Raw genomic sequence first — 19401 nt, 5'->3', positions numbered from 1 at the left:
AATCGTCACTCCGAAGAGATCGTAATAAAGTGCTTCGTTCGACTTGCATGTGTTAAGCACGCCGCCAGCGTTCATCCTGAGCCAGGATCAAACTCTCATGTTTAATCTTTTGATAATTGCTTCAGAATTACTTCTTGGCTTTTTATCCTTGTGCATCCCTTTTAGTCAGATGCTTTACTGTTTTTAGGTGTTAATCTAATCGATTAACTGTTCTTTTAAGAACGTTTCTCTTAGAATTTTTCAAGGTTATTTCACTGTTCAGTTATCAAGGTTCATGTCGGTTTTTGTTTTTGCCGACAACTATTTAATACTATCATGTTCTGACGTTCTTGTCAACAACTATTTTTATTTTTTTTAGTTGTTTTTTTCGTCAGATTTTACCCGTTTCTACTGCATTTTCAGATGTTCACGGGTTGTGCGAAAAATATACTACCATTTAGAACAGCATGTTGTCAACCATATTTCTTACTTTTTTTTAATTAATTTTTTAAGGGACATATATTGTGGTTTTACTTTTATTTTCCTACAATATATATCCCTCATATCTTTTGTTTTCTTTACTTATTGATTTGATTCCTAAAATACGTTTTGCATAATAGTAACCAAAATATTATTTTCATATAAAAGATTTAAAAACGGATTATCTTTCACCATGGTTATAATGGTACCATTTTCATTTACAATTGCGGTCAGCGAAAGCAGATAGAACACTATCCAGACGAATATAAGCCCTTTTACGCATCCCAAAATTGCTCCTACTATTCTGTTAACGGTTCTAAGTCCCGGCAGATCCATTAGCCTTTGCATATAATGCTGTATAATAGCAACAATAATTGCTCCAATAACCAGGCATATAATAAATGAAATTACCATTACAATCACACTGGCTAGACTTTGAGCAGTCGCGGAATATACTCCGGCGTCTTCTAATACATCACTTGCTGTATCCGTTCCCGTTTCCTGTAAAGCTTCTTTGTCACTTTCTGACAAATTAAGCCCTGTGTTTTCTATGGCATCTGTGATTGTTTCTGTTTGATCACTAATCTTTGCTTGCGACTTTTCCTTTATTTTCTCTTCACACTTTTCTTCCACCGCTTCATAAATCGATGTGTGATCTGTTAAAAATGTGTTCACATGCGGTGCTGCAAAGATTGCAAATGCCAGAACGATAATAAGACCAATCATTCCAAATAGCACTCTTACACCGCCTCTTCGAGCTCCTCTTATGATCTGAAACAATAAAAACAGTACTACGATTATAAATAACCAATTCATTCTTAACCTTCTTTCTTTATTTACCGCAGATATACCTTTTGCGTCTTTTTGCTAATCAAAAAGATATAACTGCGCTGCGTTTTTCCGGAATATATTTTATATAATTCCTCATCGAAGGTATCCTCATACTTTTTCTTCCCTTTTAATGTATAAATGGCGCAACTTTTCTCGCCCATCATGCAAATCTCATTATTTTCAAGAAATTCAATCTTAGAATATGAATAATCAAATCCGCTTTTTGTAATCTGTTTTCCATTTAAGTCATAGATCACCATCTGATATGCCGGGACTTCCTCTTCATCATCTTCCTCTGCCACATAATCTTGTACAATGCCAAAGTAGGAAGAGTTATATAATATGCTTTTCACCTCTTCTTTTAACTTTATTGTTGTATCTTCTTCCGGCTTTTGACTTCCCTTGAAAATAATAATTTCATTATCTCCAAATGCAATCAGCTCATCATTTTGCGGAAATTCGATTCGCGGAATCATTGTTCCCGCATAGGAAAACGTCCCTACGATATGATCGGTTTCATTTTCTCCAACATCAGAAAAATTGTAAAACATTATCGTACTCTTCACCGAACCATCGCTAATATCAATTGTTGACACAGCTAGCTTTTGTGCATCCTGTGAAATGGCAATATCTACAGGGTATCCACCTTCTTCTATGTGGATTTCTCCTTTTGCTAGTTGATTTCCGTCCTTATCATATAACTCAATCTGGCTGGTTGTATCTTCAACCGTCAATACAGCAATCGTTCCCTGCTTTGCAATATACGCTGCTACAATGGGCTGCTCACTTTGCAAATGACTTTGTAGTCCTTCCGTATTTAAAATATAAATATCGCTGCCGCTTTTATCATAAACGACCACATAAGATTCACAGATATCTGCCTGCGGATTCTGAAGTTCATAGGTTTGATTCCAAATGAGGTTGTTCTCTAAATCTGTATAGCTCACCCCATCATGGGAATATTTAAGAATGTTACCATTCATTTTCTCAAATACGGTTCCCGAAGAGTCTTGACGCTCTACTTCTTTTGCCACCCGATAGTTATCATAAGTGCGCAGATGAATAATCAGTTCATATGTTACCAATGCAGCTACACATATTGCCACTATAATAATGACACGAGTCAAAATCTTCTTTCTGTGCTCTGCTATCATGGCATTCATTTCTTCTATATCTGTATGTACCGTCCTGAATTGTTGTCGATTATTGAGATCTGACATCGCGCTCCCCCTGATTAGATATTTACAAAAGGCGTCAAATGCGTTTGCACCTGACACCTTTCATTGTAACTTATTTTATGCAAGAAAATCCTTAATTTTTCCATAAATTCCTTCTGCATCTAATCCATACTTATGAATCAACTCAACTGCAGGTCCGGATTCGCCAAATACATCATTTACACCAATCTTCATCATCTTCGTTGGTTGCTTTTCGCAAAGCACATCCGCAACAGCACTTCCTAAACCTCCAATTACAGAATGTTCTTCTACCGTAACAACTTTTCCCGTTGCCTTTGCTGCATTTACTATAATATCTTCATCAATCGGCTTTATTGTATGAATATTAATCACTTGCGCATCAATTCCATCTTGTGCTAGCATCTTCGCTGCTGCAAGAGATTCGCCTACGCAAAGTCCGGTTGCAATAATCGTTACATCTTTTCCGGATTTCATTTCAATTCCCTTACCGAGTTCAAACTTATATGTCGTTTCATCGTTAATCACCGGAATTGCAAGACGTCCAAATCTCATATAAACAGGACCTTCATGCTCGTATGCGGCCCGTACTGCAGCTCTTGCTTCTATATCATCAGCCGGATTAATCACGGTCATTCCCGGAATTTCTCTCATAAGTGCAATGTCTTCTATACACTGATGTGTTGCACCATCTTCTCCGACTGAGATTCCTGCATGAGTTGCTCCAATCTTTACATTTAAATGTGGATAACCAATAGAATTTCTTACCTGCTCATAAGCTCTTCCTGCTGCAAACATCGCAAACGAACTCATAAACGGTACTTTGCCACAGGTTGACAGTCCTGCTGCAATTCCTGCCATATTACACTCAGCTATACCACAATCAAAGAATCGATTTGGAACTTCTTTTTTAAAGGTTGCGGTCTTAGTTGCCCCTGCAAGATCTGCATCTAAAACAATAATATCTTCATGTTCTTTTCCAAGTTCGGCAAGTGCATTACCATAACTTTCTCTTGTTGCAATCTTCTTTATTTCTGACATAATGCTGCTGCCTCCTTTTCAAGATCATCCATTGCAATCTTGTATTCTTCATCATTTGGTGCTTTTCCATGCCATCCGGCCTGATTTTCCATAAAGGATACACCTTTGCCCTTTATTGTGTGTGCAATAATTGCTGTAGGACATCCCTTTGTTTCTTTCGCCTCTTTAAATGCTGCACGAATTTCATCAAAATCATGTCCATTGATATTAATAACATGGAAATTGAAAGCTTCAAACTTTTTATCAATCGGATATGGTGAACATACATCATCGATACATCCATCAATCTGAAGATTATTATTATCAACAATGCAAACCAGGTTATCCATCTTGTGAAATCCTGCGAACATTGCAGCTTCCCAAATCTGTCCTTCCTGAATTTCTCCATCTCCTAAAAGAGCATATACTCTATAATCTGCCTGATCAATCTGTCCGGCAAGTGCCATTCCGACTGCTGTAGAAAATCCCTGTCCCAAAGAACCGGATGACATATCTACTCCCGGAATGTGTTTCATATCCGGATGTCCCTGCAGATAAGATCCAACATGACGAAGTGTTGTCAAATCTTCAACCGGGAAAAATCCTTTATGTGCAAGTGTTGAATAAAGCCCCGGCGCTACATGTCCTTTCGATAATACAAATCGATCTCGATCTGCTTTCTTAGGATTCGCAGGATCAACATTTAATTCTTCAAAATATAAATAAGTAAATATATCTGCTGCCGACAACGATCCACCCGGATGTCCGGACTTTACACTGTGAACAGCTGTTACAATTCCCTTACGAATTGTATTTGCCTGTTTTTGTAATTCCTGATTTGTCATCATATCCTCCATTCTGCCAAACCTGGCATATCATATTGTCTAAAGCTCGGTTCTTCCTTCCAAAGCTCTAAGTAACGTTACTTCATCAATATATTCCAAATCGCCTCCCACCGGAACGCCACTGGCAATTCGTGACACTTTAATTCCGGTCGGCTTAATCAATTTGCTGATATACATTGCCGTTGTCTCTCCTTCTAGAGAAGAATTCGTTGCAACAATGACTTCATCCACATCTCCTTGCAGACGTTGCATTAATTCTTTTAAACGAATATCCCCCGGACCGATTCCCAGCATGGGTGAAATTGCACCATGTAACACGTGGTAAACTCCGGTGTACTTACCGGTCTTTTCATATGCTGCAAGATCCCGCGGATTTTCTACCACCATAATCTGCTTATGATTTCGTTTACTGCTGCTGCAGATGGGACACATTTCCTCATCTGTAAGAGTCAGGCAACTTTTGCAATATTTCACATTCCTTCTTGCCTGAGAGATTGCCTCCGTCAATTCATCCACCTGCTCTAGCGGCATATTTAAAACATGAAATGCCAATCGCTGTGCTGACTTTGCTCCTATTCCCGGCAATGAAGAAAACGCTTCTATTAATTTTGTAATGTGTCCACTATAATAATCCATTTTATTCCTACTTACATTTTAGAACGGGAAACCGCCCAGACCACCTGTGATTTGTGCCATGGATTTGCTTGAAATTTCATCAATTTCTCTTAATGCCTGGTTGGTTGCTGCCATAATCAAATCCTCAAGCATTTCTACATCATCCGGATCTACAACTTCTTTATCGATTTTCACCTTTAATACTTCTTTTTTACCTGATACGGTTACTTCAACAGCTCCACCACCTGCTGCTGCAGTCACTTCTTTTTCTTCAAGTTCTTTTGTCGCTGTTTCCATCTGACGCTGCATCTTTTGTGCCTGCTTCATCAAATTTCCCATATTTCCCGGCATTCCGCCGCCATAACCACCTTTTTTAGCCATGATGTTCCTCCTGTTATCCTATTCCTTCGTTCTCTACGAATCTTCTTCTACAATTGGCATTCCTCCAAACATATCCTGCAGATTCATGCCATGATTGCGATTTGCCTGTGTTTTATTATCCATGCTTTCTATCAAAACTTCAACATCTTTTTTTATTACAGATCGAATCGCCGCTTCTAGTTCACTCTTAGACGATTCCATGTGACCAATAATTCCACTTTGAACGCTTACCCTTAAACCATTATTTCCGGCAATACTTAAATGTGCCTGCATAAATGTTCCACGTTTCATCGGAGAAATATTTCGATCTTGCATGACTTCGTTCCATCTGCTTACAACTTCTTTGATATCTTCCGGAACGGCTTTTGGAATCTCTATCTCTTCCGAAATATCTTCTGTCTGAATCTGTGGTGTTGCATTCAATCTTTCTGTAAAGTTTCCCTGTTCTATTTTCTTTTCTAGATTGGAAATTCTTTGGAGCAAAGAATCATAGTTTTGTTCCATCTGTGGTCTGCAAAGTTTGATAATCGCAACTTCTATCAGTACCCTTTTTTGTGAGGAAAAACGGATATCGTTTAATAATGTAGAAAACACTTTTATATATCGTATCAGTGTTGCTGCTTCCACCTGTTGTGCTATTTCTTTCATCTGCATCAAATTTTCCGTTGATACATCTAATGCATCTTCCATTTGATCGGTACTTTGAAGCAAAAGTAGATTTCTTAAATACCAGGTAAAATCAGCCACAAACACGGGAAGTTCTCTTCCTCTGTAGACCATTTCTTCGAGTAATTTTATGGCCTTTAACGTCTCACCACTTTCAATATGTCGAAGCAATCGGGCAAATACTTCCGTATCAACTGCACCTAAAACCTCTAATACTTTATCATAAGTTAATTCTTCTCCAAGATTAAATGCAATGCATTGATCTAGCAAACTTAGTGCATCACGCATAGAACCATCTGCCGCTTTTGCGATATAACGAATCGCTTTTTCTTCGACCTGAACCTGTTCTTCTTTCATCAATTCTTTAAGTCGATTACTAATGGTCTCTATCGTTATTCTTCTAAAATCATATCTTTGACAACGGGATAGAATGGTAATCGGAAGCTTATTAGCCTCTGTTGTTGCCAGTATAAAAATTACGTATGCCGGCGGCTCTTCTAGTGTTTTTAACAAAGCATTAAATGCAGCCGTAGAAAGCATATGTACCTCATCTATAATGTAAACTTTATACTTTCCCTCCGGGGGCGAATAACTGACTTCTTCCCTGATCTGTCTTACCGAATCTACACCATTATTTGAAGCAGCATCAATCTCTATAACGTTCATAGACGCCCCGGATGCAATCGCTTCACAGGTTGGACAGTGTCCGCATGGGCTCGCGTCAACAGGATGTTCACAGTTCACAGCTTTTGCAAAAATCTTTGCAATTGTAGTCTTTCCGGTTCCTCTTGTTCCACAAAATAGATACGCATGCCCAATCCTTTGAGCTTCTATCTGATTCTTTAATGTAGAAACAATATGATCTTGACCTTTTACATCCTGAAATTCCTGTGGACGGAATTTTCGATAAAGCGCTGTATAAGACATAGCCTTTCCCCTTCTTCCCCATTTTGGACATTCTTTATATAGTATAGCATAATTTTTTTTGTACGGCTTCTTGTAAAATCACCAAATATTTCTATCATTCCCTCTTATGTTATGGTACAATCGATAAGCATATGGGGAGTTGTCCGAGTGGCTTAAGGTGCGGCTCTCGAAAAGCCGTGTACTTTTAACGAAGTACCGTGGGTTCAAATCCCATGCTCCCCGTTTTTATTTTTCATACCAAAAACTCCCGGATGATCTCCGGGAGCTTCTGGTTCATTAGGTAAATTGATTTTTAAGAGATTATTGTATTACTAAAACAAGCAATACATTATGATGAAAGGATTCATCAGTGGTGTTTTATGAGCAGGCCTGCTCTAAAATTTCTTTTAGTGCAGTGCCACTGCTGGTGTGACTTCTTACGATATTCGCATTGCACTTTTGTGCTTCATTTACTGCACAATGTACCATCTTATGCGATACCGTGTTGGTAAATAGGATTACCATATCCGGTGAACCGATTTGTTCACTTAATCTTGCAGGCATCTGTGTAAATACTTTTGCCTTACATTTATGTTTTTTACAAATTTCTTTATATTTTCCAACCATGCGGTCATGGCCACCTATAATAACTACGCTCGTGTTAATCCCTCCTAACAAGTGTTATTCGTAACCAACCCTCTAACTATGCTTAGTATATTCTAATTTCCTTTAGATGTCAACAACTTTTTTCTTTCCTCTTGTTGAAATTAGATATTCCTTATGGTAAAATAATCTCGTTATTTAATAACTTAATTTAGACTATACTTATACGATTACGGGGGTATCCACCATGGTACACAAGAATGAATCCGCAGAAAATTATTTAGAAACAATTCTTTTTTTAAGCAGATCACTTCCTGTTGTTCGTTCTGTTGACATCGCCAATAAGCTTGGTTTTAAGAAGTCTTCAGTTTCTGTGGCTATGAAAAATCTTAGAGAACAGAATCATATTACAGTTACGGATGCAGGTTTTATTTATCTTACAGAATCAGGACTTGAAATAGCTGAATCAATGGGTGAGCGTCATGAATTCTTCTCAAAATGGTTAGAGGATCTTGGAGTTAACAGTGAAATCGCTGAAGATGATGCTTGTCAGATTGAGCATGTAATAACAGAAGAAACCTTTAGAGCTATTAAGAATTATGTAGATAACCACTAAGCGGAGAGTAGATGCTATGGCTTATTATATAAATAATAAGAAGAAAAAAGAACAGGCAAAGAAAGCTTCTTCTCCAATTTCTTCAAGAGGAAATTACAATCCAATCAAGGATACATTCCAAGACAAAAAACAGATGTCAAAGCTTTTAGGCTGTGTAATTGTTTTAATTATTGTTTTGATTATCTATTTGGTAAAAGAACTTTAAATGATACTTCATACAAATATCATTCGTGAAACAAAAAAAGATTGCATATCGCAATCTTTTTTTAATGGGCTTAAGTGGACTCGAACCACCGACCTCACGCTTATCAGGCGTGCGCTCTAACCAGCTGAGCTATAAGCCCCTCTATTCAAAACCGAGCGTCCCGCTTTGAACCCGTAACCACAGACGTTACCTCTACAGTTAACTCAGCCCAGGCACCCTCAAGGCACCCGGAAGGTTCTACTTAGGGCTGCTTTGTTCCCAACCTGACCCAGTTCGCAGATTTCCGTCGCTTAAGACCCAAGCTTCAACGCCACTTATAAAGGGCGGCTCTGCAATTCCAAAGCCCGAGGCGGGGCATCACCCCAACTATAGCGGATTGATGGTAAAGAGTACCGCTAACACTCCGGCTGCTCGGAGTTTTTATTATAATCTAGTCTTACCATACTTGTCAATTCCTTTACCTTATTTTTTTTCCTTTTTCGTAAATCACGAAAGAATTCACTCAACATCGTAGAACATTCCTCTTTTAATAATCCTTCTTCTATTTCCACCTGATGATTAAACTGCTGCATCTGCAATATATTTATTACAGATCCGGCACATCCGGCTTTGGGATTATTAGTTGCAATATAAACCTTTTTCATACGACTTTGAACAATGGCTCCGGCACACATCTGACATGGCTCAAGTGTTATATACATTTCACAATCTTCAAGTCTCCAGTCTCCGGTCTTTTTGCAGGCCTTTTTTATAGCTGATATTTCAGCATGTGCTAATACATTTTTATCCGTATTTCTTCTGTTATAACCCCGTGCAATTATTTTTTCATTTTGAACGATTACGCATCCAATTGGAACCTCATCTAGTGCAGCTGCTTTTTTTGCCTGACGAATTGCTTCTCGCATATATTTTTCTTTTTTCATCGTCATGCTCCTTTCACCTCGTTTATTGTATCATCCTCTCTTTTTTATCTCAATAATCAATGTTATAATATAGGCAAATAATCCCATCCACATAAGGAAATAATACTATGAATTTTTATTATGAAACAGATCGTCTGATTATTAAAATTCTCGACGAATCTCATGCAACGCAGGTTCTTCGATTTCTCCATAATAATCGCGATATTTTTGAACCATATGAACCGTCTAGACCTTATAATTTCTATACGATTAACTACCAAAAGTCGATGCTTCGCACGGAATTCAATCTTGCTACCAAATTGGCTTTTGTTCGTTTTTGGATTTTTCCAAAGTCAAATCCCTCTAAAATTATTGGAACTTCCTCTTTTCACAATATTCGAAAAAGTTCCTTTATGAGTTTAGAAATCGGATATAAATTTGACAAATATTATCAAAAACAAGGATATGCAACAGAAGCGATTCGCTTTCTTTGTGATGTCGCTTTCCATGAAATGAATTTTCATCGAATTGAAGCTTATGTTCTTCCCGATAATGATAACTCCAAGCGATTGCTTGATCGACTCGGTTTCCGAAACGAAGGTCTTTGCTTTTCTTGTGCCAAAATCTGCAATGAATGGAAAGATCATATCCGTTATAGTTTGATTTGTCCCAGCAATTAGTAATCAATACTAAATGTTATAATTGACTAATGGCATTTCCTGCCTTTATACTATCAATAACAGTAATGATTATTGATTTAAGGAGAGGTATATTTTGCATTACAGTAAGCAAAGAGAAGCTGTTAAGCATTATCTGCAAAACCATACTACACATCCAACCGCAGAGATGATTTATCAGGATTTAAAAAAAACAATGCCTAATATTTCATTAGGAACCGTTTACCGCAATCTTAATCTTTTAGTGGAACGCGGAGACGCTATAAAGCTAGATTTTGGTGATGGAATCGATCGATTCGATGGATTTACTTCTCCCCACTATCATTTTATCTGTAACAAGTGTAATAGGCTGTTTGATCTCAAAATGAAGCATCTTGAGCACATTAATTCTCTTGCTTCTATTGAGTTTGATGGTGAAATTGAAGGACATATCATTTATTTTCATGGGACTTGTCCGGATTGTAAGACACAAATGTAATTTATTATGAATCTATTTTTTTTACTTAAGGAGGATTTTTATTATGGCAAAATATGTATGTAGTGTATGCGGTTATGTGCACGAAGGAGATGAAGCTCCTGAAAAATGTCCGGTATGTGGTGTTGGACCTGAAAAATTCAACAAGCAAGAGGGTGAAATGACTTGGGCTGCCGAACATGTCGTTGGCGTTGCAAAAGGGGTCAGCGAAGATATCCTTGCGGATCTTCGTGCTAACTTTGAAGGTGAATGTTCAGAGGTTGGAATGTATCTTGCTATGGCTCGTGTTGCTCATCGTGAAGGATATCCGGAGATTGGCCTTTATTATGAAAAAGCTGCTTATGAGGAAGCAGAACATGCTGCAAAATTCGCTGAACTATTAGGCGAAGTTGTTACAGACTCTACAAAGAAAAATCTTCAAATGAGAGTTGATGCAGAAAATGGTGCTACTGCTGGTAAGACCGATCTTGCCAAAAGAGCAAAAGCTGCTAATCTTGATGCAATTCATGATACTGTTCATGAAATGGCTCGTGATGAAGCTAGACATGGTAAAGCTTTTGAAGGTTTATTAAAGAGATATTTTGGATAGTACCTATCTAATCAAAAAGAACTTCCTACTTATGCTGTGGGAAGTTCTTTTTTTATTAGTTCTTCTTTTTCATTTCTTGTTAGTTTTTTTATTTCGGCTTCTCTTTTCATTGCCTCCTGTTTTGTGGCAAATGTCTCTAAATATACCAATTCTACCGGCCTTCTCGCTTTTGTATATTTTGCTCCTTTACCATTATTATGTGCTTTTATTCGTTTATCAATATTATTTGTCCACCCTGTATAATACGTATTATCGCTGCATTTTACGATATAAGTATAGTTTATTTGCTCTTTCATTTATTCACCTACAGCATATGATCGCAATGTCCGATTCCGTAATCATTTCTGGACTGTTTTTTTACATGATAAAGTATTTTATCCGCACTATATAAATAATCCCAGATTTTTTGTTTATCATCCGGTATATCATAACAAATTCCCTGTGATACCGTTACAATTTTCGCAGTCTGTGAATATTCATGTTTTAAATTTGCCTGAATAATTTTTTCTTTTAATTCTTTGGCAAATTGTTCCATTTCTTCTTTTCCATATCCATCATAAATAATGACAAATTCATCTCCACCATATCTTGCTGTAAATATATGACCATATTTCTCAAGGCTTTTAATTGCTTCTGCCACCATTTTTATACAATTATCTCCGGCCTGGTGCCCATAATTGTCATTATACTGCTTAAAATAATCAATATCTAGAATCTCCATACCTAGCATAGTCTTATTTACATAGCAATGCTGAAATATTTTTTCTGCATAACGGTTAAGGTAAAACCTGTTTGCCATTCCGGTAAGAGAATCCGTTTCTGACTGTTTTTGCAACTTTTTATTTTCCAATTCCATTTTCTTGGACTGTTTTTTATTAAGCTCCAAATCCGTTCGCATTTTAATAATTGAACGCATGGTCATAGCATCTTCTTCTTCGAGTCTTGAAACTAATTTATAATTTTTCTTAGCAGCCTCATTGAATTTTTCTTCTTCTCCAATTGCGTCATAATAATCCATTTGAAGTTGAATAAACTGCATTTGCTGACGTATTAACTTAGACTGGTCTATCGGTTCTTCTAATTTATGCATTATGATTTCAAAATCATCGTATTTTTTTATGGTTAAAAGATACTGCGCAAAATTGTAAAAATCTTCATATAAATCCATATTGATTTGAATTTTAGGAAATTCTTGTGTGAGCTCCTCTATTAACCGATCTCTTTGTTCGTATTTTTCTTCTTTTTCATAAGACTGAACCTGAAATGTCTTAACATAAATTTTAATCTGGTTATCTATATACTCATAACATTCGCTTAAAACCTTTTTCAGGTAATAATTTACACCACTTATATTATCCCGGTGCATTTCACAATTCGCTAGTGATATATAAAGTACGGTAATATCATTGTAGTATCGTTCCTTATTCTTATCCTGCATAATCAATTTCAAGCTTCGATCTAGATATTGATGTGCAGCTTCATATGCCCCAAAGCGCATATAAAGAGCACCTATATTCATATTAAGAATATAAGCATCTGTTAATAGATTATGTTCTTCGCATAGATTCAATCCACTTAAATAATAATCAATTGCGAATAATGCGTTCCCTTGATTTACAGAAGTGATTCCAAGCAAATTGTATGACAAAACAATATACTCCCATTGTTCTGCTTTTTCCTGATATTCCATTCCCTCTAGACAATATCTGAATAAATCTCCCATCTGATTTGTCAAATATGCATTTTGTCCTCTATAAAATGCAACAAATCCCATGAGCTTGTCATCCTGCATTTTTCTTGCTAAATGTTCAAGTTCTTGACATTCTTGTTCCATTTTTTCAGGATTTCTTCCGCAATTATTATGTACTGCGTCCAATCGCTTGCGGATTTCACTTCCATACTCAATAAATTCCATGCGCGGTTCCTTTCTGCCTGTTTTGTCTTGCCCGTTGCGTACCGGTATTATTTATTAACCCTCATATTAACCCTGTCGCTAAGCTTTGCAAACTCCTCTATACTAAGCTTTTCTCCGCGTATATTTTCTGAAAATCCACTCTCTTTAAGAACTTCTATAATTTCTTCTTTTGCGAGCGGAATAGCCGGTGCATTGTTTAATCCATTTGCCAATGTTTTACGGCGCTGATTAAAACTTGCACGTATAATCTGAAAGAATAATCTTTCATTATCCGGTTGAACCGGTTTTGTTTTATAACATTCTAAATGAATAACCGCTGATCCTACCTTTGGTCTTGGCATAAAACAATTTGGCGGGACATTTGCCACAATCTCAGCCTTTGCATAATACTGTACGGCCAAAGATAATGCTCCGTAATCTTTTTTCCCCGGTTTTGCCTGCATTCGATCTGCCACTTCTTTTTGTACCATAACGGTTATACTTTTTAACGGTACATTCTTTTCAAATAACTGCATAATAATTGGGGTTGTTATATAGTATGGCAGATTTGCCACAACCTTAATTGGTCGTCCGCCGTTTTTTTCTTGTGCCAATTTTTCAATATTCACTTTTAAAATATCTTGATTGATAATTTCTACATTTTCATAATTACGTAATGTATCGGAAAGAATCGGAATTAATGCTTTATCTATTTCAACCGCAGCTACTGCTCTTGCAGCCTCACATAGTCGCTGTGTCATAGTTCCAATTCCAGGCCCGATTTCCAGTACAAAATCCTCTTTTGTAATATCTGCTGCTTCAATAATTCGGTCTAATACAGATGGATCGATTAAGAAGTTTTGTCCGAATTTCTTTTGAAACTCAAATTGGTATTTTTGCAATACTGCTATTGTTTCCTTTGGATTTCCTAAATTAGCCATGAACACCTCTGTTAATCTATCCTATATAATTTCTTTGCATTTTGAGTCGTAATGGTGATTACTTCCTCACGCGTAAGATTTTTTATCTCTGCAATTTTATCTGCCACATAGATTAGATTTAAGGAGCTGTTGAGTCTGCCTCTATTCGGCTCCGGTGCAAGATATGGACAGTCGGTTTCCAATAACAATCGATCCATTGGCGTCTCTTTGACTGTCTCCACTAATTTTCTTGCATTTTTAAATGTTACCACTCCACCGATTCCAAGGTAATAACCCATATCCAAAAATATTTTTGCTAGTTCTTTTGAATAAGAATAACAGTGAATAATTCCCGGAACTTCTTCGGCATGAGATTCTTTCATCACCGCTATGGTATCCTGTGCAGCCTCCCTCGAATGAATTATTATGGGAAGATTCCCTTTTTTTGCCAGTTCAATCTGTCTCGAAAACCAATATTTTTGACGCTGTCTTATGGCATCTTCTTTTTCCCAATAATAATCAAGTCCTATTTCTCCAACCGCCACGACCTTTTTATGTTTCATCTGTTGACCAAGCCAATCGTAGCTTTCTTCATTAAGATCTTCAATATCACTTGGATGAACGCCAACTGATGCATAAATATAATCATATTGCTCGGAAAGTTTTATCGCTTTTTTTGTTGACTCAAGATTAGCTCCGACATCAACAACATAGCCAATGCCATTTAAAGGAAGTTGTTTTAACAACTCATCTCTATTTTCGTCAAATTTATCATCATCATAATGCGCATGTGTTTCAAATATCATATCTGACATTTATGCAATCTCCGATCCTGGCGGAACATCTCTTTCCGGAGTTACTGCTACATATTTTCCTTCTGCATCTTCTGCAAATAAAATCATTCCCTCAGAAAGAACTCCTGCTAATTTCGCAGGTTTGAGATTTACCAATACCATCACTTTCTTTCCAATCATCTCTTCCGGTGTGTAGTATTTTTTGATTCCGGAAACGATCTGCTTTATTTCATTTCCAATCTGAACCTGAGAGCAAAGAAGCTTCTTAGAGCCTTTTACTTCTTCGCATTTTACAATCTTGCCCACCTGGAACTGAAGTTTTTCAAAATCTTCGAATGTGATTTCCGGCTTTTTCTCCATATCCACGCCTTCTTCCATCGGCTCTTCTTCTGCTGAATGAAGAGCTTGTACTTTCTCCATTACTTCTTCTAATTTTAATCTTGCAAATAAGATTTTTGGTGTTTGTGTCACTTTATTTCCGGATTCATATAGACCAAATTGATCTAAAGTGTCATAATCTCGTTCTTTTGCATTTAATTGGGACAAAATCTCCTTCGCTGTATTTGGCATATAACTTTTTAGTAATTGAGCACCAATACAAATTCCCTCAACAAGATTATATAAAACCGTTGCAAGCCTTGGTTTTGTCGCATCTTCTTTTGCAAGTACCCAAGGTTCTGTCTCATCTATATATTTATTGCATCTCTTAAATACATTAAATATTTCGGTAATTGCATCTGCAACCCTCAGTTCATTCATCTTTTCTTCAACTTTTTCAGCAGCCTTTGTTACAACTGCTTTCAAGTCTTCATCAACATCTTCATTGACAGTTGTATTTTCCACGATTCCGTTAAAGTATTTATTGCTCATGGAAATTGTTCTGTTAACAAGATTACCAAGTGTATTGGCAAGTTCTGAGTTGATTCGTTCTACTAACAATTCCCATGATATCACGCCATCATTTTCAAATGGCATCTCATGAAGCACAAAAAATCTTACCGCATCTACACCAAAAATCTCTACAAGTTCATCCGCGTATAAAACATTTCCTTTTGATTTGCTCATTTTTCCATCGCCTTGAAGAAGCCATGGATGTCCAAATACCTGCTTTGGAAGCGGTAATCCAAGTGCCATCAAAAAGATTGGCCAATAAATAGTATGGAATCGAATAATATCTTTGCCTATCAAATGAAGATCAGCCGGCCAATATTTTTTGAACATTTCCGACGATCCATCCGGATCATATCCAATCTTGGTGATATAATTAGTCAACGCATCTAACCATACATAAACTACATGCTTATCATCAAAATCAACCGGAATTCCCCATGAAAATGATGTTCTTGAAACACATAAATCCTGAAGTCCCGGAAGCAGGAAATTATTCATCATCTCATTCTTTCTAGATACTGGCTGAATAAATTCAGGATGTGTATTAATATATTCGATTAATCTGTCTGCATACTTACTCATCTTAAAGAAATATGCTTCTTCCTTTGCCGGTTTTACCGGTCTTCCGCAATCAGGGCAATTGCCATCTACAAGTTGAGATGGTGTCCAGAATGATTCACAAGGTGTACAATACATTCCTTCATAATGTCCTTTGTAAATGTCTCCTTGATCATATAATTTCTTAAAAATTTTCTGTACACATTTTTCATGATCTTTATCTGTTGTTCTTATAAATTTATCATAAGAAGCATTCATAAGATCCCAAATATTCTTAACTTCTCCGGATACATGATCGACAAATTCTTTTGGTGATATTCCTTGTTCCTTAGATTTTAATTCAATTTTTTGTCCATGTTCATCTGTTCCGGTCTGAAAATAGACATCATATCCGGTCTGTCTTTTATATCTGGCTATGCTGTCGGCAAGCACAATTTCATACGTATTGCCTATATGTGGTTTTCCTGATGTGTAGGCAATCGCTGTGGAAATATAATATCTTCCTTTGCTTTGCATTGTGTACGTTTCCTCCTTAATTATACTTGTCTTCCACAAGCATACTTATTCATATTTATTATAGACATATCTAGGCTCTTATGCAAATGTATACAACATATACTCCATATATTACAACCATGATAAGTCCTTCTAAACGGCTGATTTTTTTTCTCGTAATACAAAAAATCCATACCAAAACACTTAAAATAATTAAGATTACACAATCGATTAAATTATTTTGTACTACTTCAACTCCGCTTATACTTGCGGCCAGTCCTAAAACGAAAAGTATATTAAAAATATTTGAGCCTATGACATTTCCAAGTGCCATATCCACTTCGCCTTTCCTTGCTGCAGCTATTCCTGTAACAAGTTCCGGAAGTGAGGTTCCAAATGCAACTATCGTAAGTCCAATTAAAGTATCTGATAGGCCAAAAAATTGCGCAATTCCTTCTGCTGAATCTACAACCAATTGTCCTCCTATCGCAACCGCTATTGCTCCTGCGACTATATAAATCAAAACTTTCCATATCGGAAGTGGCTTCTTTTCTTTCATTTCTTGCTGTTTATCGGTTTCAATTTTGATTACTTCTGCCGCTTTACGCTCATTCATAGCGGATTTTACCATCATTATTATAAATATAATGAATATAACAACGTATATTAATCCATCTAAATGTCCTACACTCATACCGAAATACCCAAAAATAAGCAATAGAACTGTTATAACTATAGAAAATGGAAATTCACGTTTCAAGGTCTTTGTATGGATCGTTAGTGGTGTAAATAAAGCTGCCGCCCCGCATACAACTAATAAATTAAATAAGTTAGATCCGACAACGTTACTGTATGCCATCTCATTACTTCCTGCTATTGCAGCAGAAATGCTGACTGCCAACTCTGGAAGTGAGGTTCCCATTGCCACAATTGTCATTCCAATAATAATTGATGGGATACGAAGTCTTCTGGCTACATCACTACTTCCCTCTACAAAGTAATCTGCACCTTTTACTAACAATACAAATCCCACAACTAAAAGTATACATTTTAATATCATAGCATCACCTTTATTAATTCACGAATTAATTTTTTCAAAATAGCTGCTCCCTTAATGTGAGCAGCTATTATTTTTATGCTTCTATCTTACAGAATTTTTTCTTTCCTCGTTTTAATACACATTCTTCTTTTTGCAACAATTCTTTATCATAGGATGCATGAATATCTGTAACTTTTTCTCCCATAAATGTCGCTCCACCTTGTTCTACGGTTCTTCTTGCATCAGAACGTGATGTACACAATCCCGAATTAACTAACATCGTTAAGATATCAACTTTACCATCTATGAAACTTTCTTCTTCTAATTGCACGGATGGCATGTTTTGTGCATTTCCTGCTGAAAATAATGTTTTTGCACTTTCTTGTGCTTTCTTTGCTTCTTCCTCACCATGAACCAGGCTCGTCAATTCATAAGCAAGAATTTCTTTTGCTTTATTTAACTGAGCTCCTTCCCATTTATCCATTTCGTCAATCTGTTCTAATGGAAGGAATGTCAACATTCTTAAACATTTTAAAACATCTGCATCTGCAACATTTCTCCAGTACTGATAAAAATCGAAAGGCGACGTCTTATTTGGATCAAGCCATACAGCACCAGACTGTGTCTTCCCCATTTTCTTTCCTTCTGAGTTTAGCAATAATGTTATCGTCATAGCATAAGCATCTTTTCCTAACTTTCTTCTGATTAACTCAGTTCCGCCTAGCATATTACTCCACTGATCATCTCCACCAAACTGCATATTACATCCATATTTTTGATATAACATGTAAAAATCATAACTTTGCATAATCATATAGTTAAATTCTAAGAAGCTAAGCCCCTTTTCCATTCTCTGTTTATAGCATTCTGCTGTAAGCATTCTATTTACAGAGAAATGTGCACCTACTTCTCTTAAAACTTCTACATAATTCAAATTAAGTAACCAATCAGCGTTATTTACCATTAATGCTTTTCCATCAGAAAAATCTATAAATCTAGACATTTGCTTCTTAAAGCAATCACAATTATGTTGAATGGTTTCAGCGGTCATCATTTGACGCATATCAGTTCTTCCTGAAGGATCTCCTATCATTCCTGTTCCGCCGCCAATCAAAGCAATTGGTTTATTACCAGCCATTTGTAGTCTTTTCATAAGACATAAAGCCATGAAGTGTCCTACATGAAGACTATCTGCAGTCGGATCAAAGCCGATATAAAATGTTGCCTTTCCATTATTAATCAAATCCTTAATTTCTTCTTCATCTGTTACCTGTGCAATTAATCCTCTTGCTACCAATTCATCATATACTGTCATGATTAGTTCCTTTCTTTTATTACTTTCTATTTTTTTCTTAATAAAATACCCCTCATCCTATAAAAGGACGAGGGGAAAATCTCGTGTTACCACCTTTTTTCATCATGTACTTACATACATGACCTCAATAAGTATATAAAATACTCAGCGATGTAACGGTCGCATCCGTCGCAGCCTACTGTTAATTCAGTGCGAGGCTCACAGAAGTATTCATTATATACTTGGATCTGCGCCTCTCACCAACCGGCAACTCTCTGTGATCTTCCTATATAATTACTTGGTCTGATCTTAGCCTTTTCATATTCTTTGCTATTATATTAAAGGTATTTTATTTTGTCAATCTCCACATATTTATCCACAATAAAATTATTTCAAAATTAGTCAAGACTCGCTCGCGAGTCTTGCGCGCCGGATTCGGGTCTGCTTCAGCAGACAAATTCCTGTCCGAATCCGTGCGCATCCTCGCGGAGCGTTTAACTCAGTCGGGGTACAAGCTCCGACTGAGTTAA

20 protein-coding genes, 2 tRNA genes, 1 rRNA gene, 1 other RNA gene, 1 pseudogene and 1 other annotated feature are annotated in these 19401 nt (G+C 36.7%); of the genes and pseudogenes, 6 read left to right on the top strand and 19 right to left on the bottom strand.

What is annotated here, in order from left to right; all coding sequences use genetic code 11:
- The 8 genes from BLS20_RS13120 to dnaX form a co-directional block, all read right to left on the bottom strand.
- A 16S ribosomal RNA gene (locus BLS20_RS13120) occupies nt 1-103 on the bottom strand; the annotation flags it as partial.
- A gap of 473 nt (nt 104-576) precedes the next feature.
- The gene (locus tag BLS20_RS13115) at nt 577-1275 is read right to left on the bottom strand and encodes a CvpA family protein (RefSeq protein ID WP_090174805.1); all 699 of its coding nucleotides are present in this window, start codon (nt 1273-1275) and stop codon (nt 577-579) included.
- A gap of 20 nt (nt 1276-1295) precedes the next feature.
- Entirely contained in the window at nt 1296-2510 is a 1215-nt protein-coding gene (locus BLS20_RS13110) for a DUF5711 family protein (protein ID WP_090174804.1), read from the bottom strand.
- A gap of 75 nt (nt 2511-2585) precedes the next feature.
- Complete coding sequence (locus tag BLS20_RS13105; RefSeq protein WP_090174803.1) at nt 2586-3527, bottom strand: transketolase family protein; 942 nt, start codon at nt 3525-3527, stop codon at nt 2586-2588.
- A complete protein-coding gene (locus BLS20_RS13100; RefSeq protein ID WP_090174802.1) occupies nt 3515-4351 on the bottom strand; it encodes a transketolase in 837 nt (278 codons plus the stop codon). The genes BLS20_RS13105 and BLS20_RS13100 overlap by 13 nt, the downstream gene beginning before the upstream one ends.
- Nucleotides 4352-4390: 39 nt before the next feature.
- On the bottom strand, nt 4391-4987 hold the full coding sequence (gene recR / locus BLS20_RS13095; RefSeq protein WP_090174801.1) for a recombination mediator RecR: 597 nt from the start codon (nt 4985-4987) through the stop codon (nt 4391-4393).
- Between the two features lie 18 nt (nt 4988-5005).
- The gene (locus BLS20_RS13090; protein ID WP_090174800.1) at nt 5006-5347 is read right to left on the bottom strand and encodes a YbaB/EbfC family nucleoid-associated protein; all 342 of its coding nucleotides are present in this window, start codon (nt 5345-5347) and stop codon (nt 5006-5008) included.
- A 33-nt stretch (nt 5348-5380) separates the two neighbouring features.
- The gene (dnaX, locus tag BLS20_RS13085; RefSeq protein WP_090174799.1) at nt 5381-6940 is read right to left on the bottom strand and encodes a DNA polymerase III subunit gamma/tau; all 1560 of its coding nucleotides are present in this window, start codon (nt 6938-6940) and stop codon (nt 5381-5383) included.
- A gap of 133 nt (nt 6941-7073) precedes the next feature.
- On the opposite strand from dnaX, the gene BLS20_RS13080 reads away from it, so the two are divergent.
- Nucleotides 7074-7162: transfer RNA gene (locus tag BLS20_RS13080), tRNA-Ser, on the top strand.
- 135 nt (nt 7163-7297) lie between these two features.
- Here BLS20_RS13080 and BLS20_RS13075 read toward each other — a convergent pair.
- On the bottom strand, nt 7298-7585 hold the full coding sequence (locus tag BLS20_RS13075; protein WP_278286174.1) for a DUF2325 domain-containing protein: 288 nt from the start codon (nt 7583-7585) through the stop codon (nt 7298-7300).
- Between the two features lie 184 nt (nt 7586-7769).
- Between BLS20_RS13075 and BLS20_RS13070 the strand changes: the two genes are divergently transcribed.
- Together BLS20_RS13070 and BLS20_RS13065 are read left to right on the top strand one after the other, a co-directional pair.
- Entirely contained in the window at nt 7770-8138 is a 369-nt protein-coding gene (locus BLS20_RS13070) for a metal-dependent transcriptional regulator (protein ID WP_090174797.1), read from the top strand.
- 16 nt (nt 8139-8154) lie between these two features.
- Nucleotides 8155-8343, top strand: a complete 189-nt coding sequence (locus BLS20_RS13065) for a hypothetical protein (protein WP_090174796.1) — start codon at nt 8155-8157, stop codon at nt 8341-8343.
- A 65-nt stretch (nt 8344-8408) separates the two neighbouring features.
- Here BLS20_RS13065 and BLS20_RS13060 read toward each other — a convergent pair.
- From BLS20_RS13060 to tadA, 3 genes and pseudogenes are all read right to left on the bottom strand, one after another.
- A tRNA-Ile gene (locus BLS20_RS13060) sits at nt 8409-8482 on the bottom strand.
- Between the two features lie 12 nt (nt 8483-8494).
- Nucleotides 8495-8758: signal recognition particle sRNA large type (gene ffs, locus BLS20_RS13055), an RNA gene on the bottom strand.
- Between the two features lie 49 nt (nt 8759-8807).
- Nucleotides 8808-9266: pseudogene (gene tadA / locus BLS20_RS13050) on the bottom strand (tRNA adenosine(34) deaminase TadA); the annotation flags it as partial.
- Between the two features lie 107 nt (nt 9267-9373).
- Here tadA and BLS20_RS13045 point away from each other — a divergent pair.
- From BLS20_RS13045 to BLS20_RS13035, 3 genes are all read left to right on the top strand, one after another.
- Nucleotides 9374-9925: a GNAT family N-acetyltransferase gene (locus BLS20_RS13045; protein ID WP_090174795.1), complete on the top strand. Its 552-nt coding sequence runs from the start codon at nt 9374-9376 to the stop codon at nt 9923-9925.
- Nucleotides 9926-10019: 94 nt separating this feature from the next.
- Nucleotides 10020-10400 (top strand): Fur family transcriptional regulator, encoded by a 381-nt coding sequence (locus BLS20_RS13040; protein WP_341443245.1) that lies wholly within the window; start codon nt 10020-10022, stop codon nt 10398-10400.
- Between the two features lie 43 nt (nt 10401-10443).
- Entirely contained in the window at nt 10444-10986 is a 543-nt protein-coding gene (locus BLS20_RS13035; RefSeq protein WP_090174793.1) for an NADH peroxidase, read from the top strand.
- Nucleotides 10987-11015: 29 nt separating this feature from the next.
- On the opposite strand, the gene BLS20_RS13030 is transcribed toward BLS20_RS13035, so the two are convergent.
- The 7 genes from BLS20_RS13030 to tyrS form a co-directional block, all read right to left on the bottom strand.
- The gene (locus tag BLS20_RS13030) at nt 11016-11282 is read right to left on the bottom strand and encodes a GIY-YIG nuclease family protein (protein ID WP_341443244.1); all 267 of its coding nucleotides are present in this window, start codon (nt 11280-11282) and stop codon (nt 11016-11018) included.
- A gap of 8 nt (nt 11283-11290) precedes the next feature.
- The gene (locus BLS20_RS13025; protein WP_090174792.1) at nt 11291-12901 is read right to left on the bottom strand and encodes a GGDEF domain-containing protein; all 1611 of its coding nucleotides are present in this window, start codon (nt 12899-12901) and stop codon (nt 11291-11293) included.
- 47 nt (nt 12902-12948) lie between these two features.
- Complete coding sequence (gene rsmA / locus BLS20_RS13020; protein ID WP_090174791.1) at nt 12949-13821, bottom strand: 16S rRNA (adenine(1518)-N(6)/adenine(1519)-N(6))-dimethyltransferase RsmA; 873 nt, start codon at nt 13819-13821, stop codon at nt 12949-12951.
- 11 nt (nt 13822-13832) lie between these two features.
- Nucleotides 13833-14615, bottom strand: coding sequence for a TatD family hydrolase (locus tag BLS20_RS13015; protein ID WP_341443243.1), 783 nt, complete (start codon nt 14613-14615; stop codon nt 13833-13835).
- Nucleotides 14616-16559: a methionine--tRNA ligase gene (gene metG / locus BLS20_RS13010; protein WP_090174790.1), complete on the bottom strand. Its 1944-nt coding sequence runs from the start codon at nt 16557-16559 to the stop codon at nt 14616-14618.
- 70 nt (nt 16560-16629) lie between these two features.
- Nucleotides 16630-17598, bottom strand: coding sequence for a calcium/sodium antiporter (locus BLS20_RS13005; protein WP_090174789.1), 969 nt, complete (start codon nt 17596-17598; stop codon nt 16630-16632).
- Between the two features lie 73 nt (nt 17599-17671).
- A complete protein-coding gene (tyrS, locus tag BLS20_RS13000; protein ID WP_090174788.1) occupies nt 17672-18892 on the bottom strand; it encodes a tyrosine--tRNA ligase in 1221 nt (406 codons plus the stop codon).
- Between the two features lie 60 nt (nt 18893-18952).
- Nucleotides 18953-19191 (bottom strand) — a binding site (T-box leader).
- Nucleotides 19192-19401: the final 210 nt, after the last annotated feature.

The organism is Eubacterium oxidoreducens, assembly GCF_900104415.1.
Lineage (GTDB): Bacteria > Bacillota > Clostridia > Lachnospirales > Lachnospiraceae > Eubacterium_C > Eubacterium_C oxidoreducens.
This window is presented reverse-complemented; position numbering and strand designations above follow the sequence as displayed.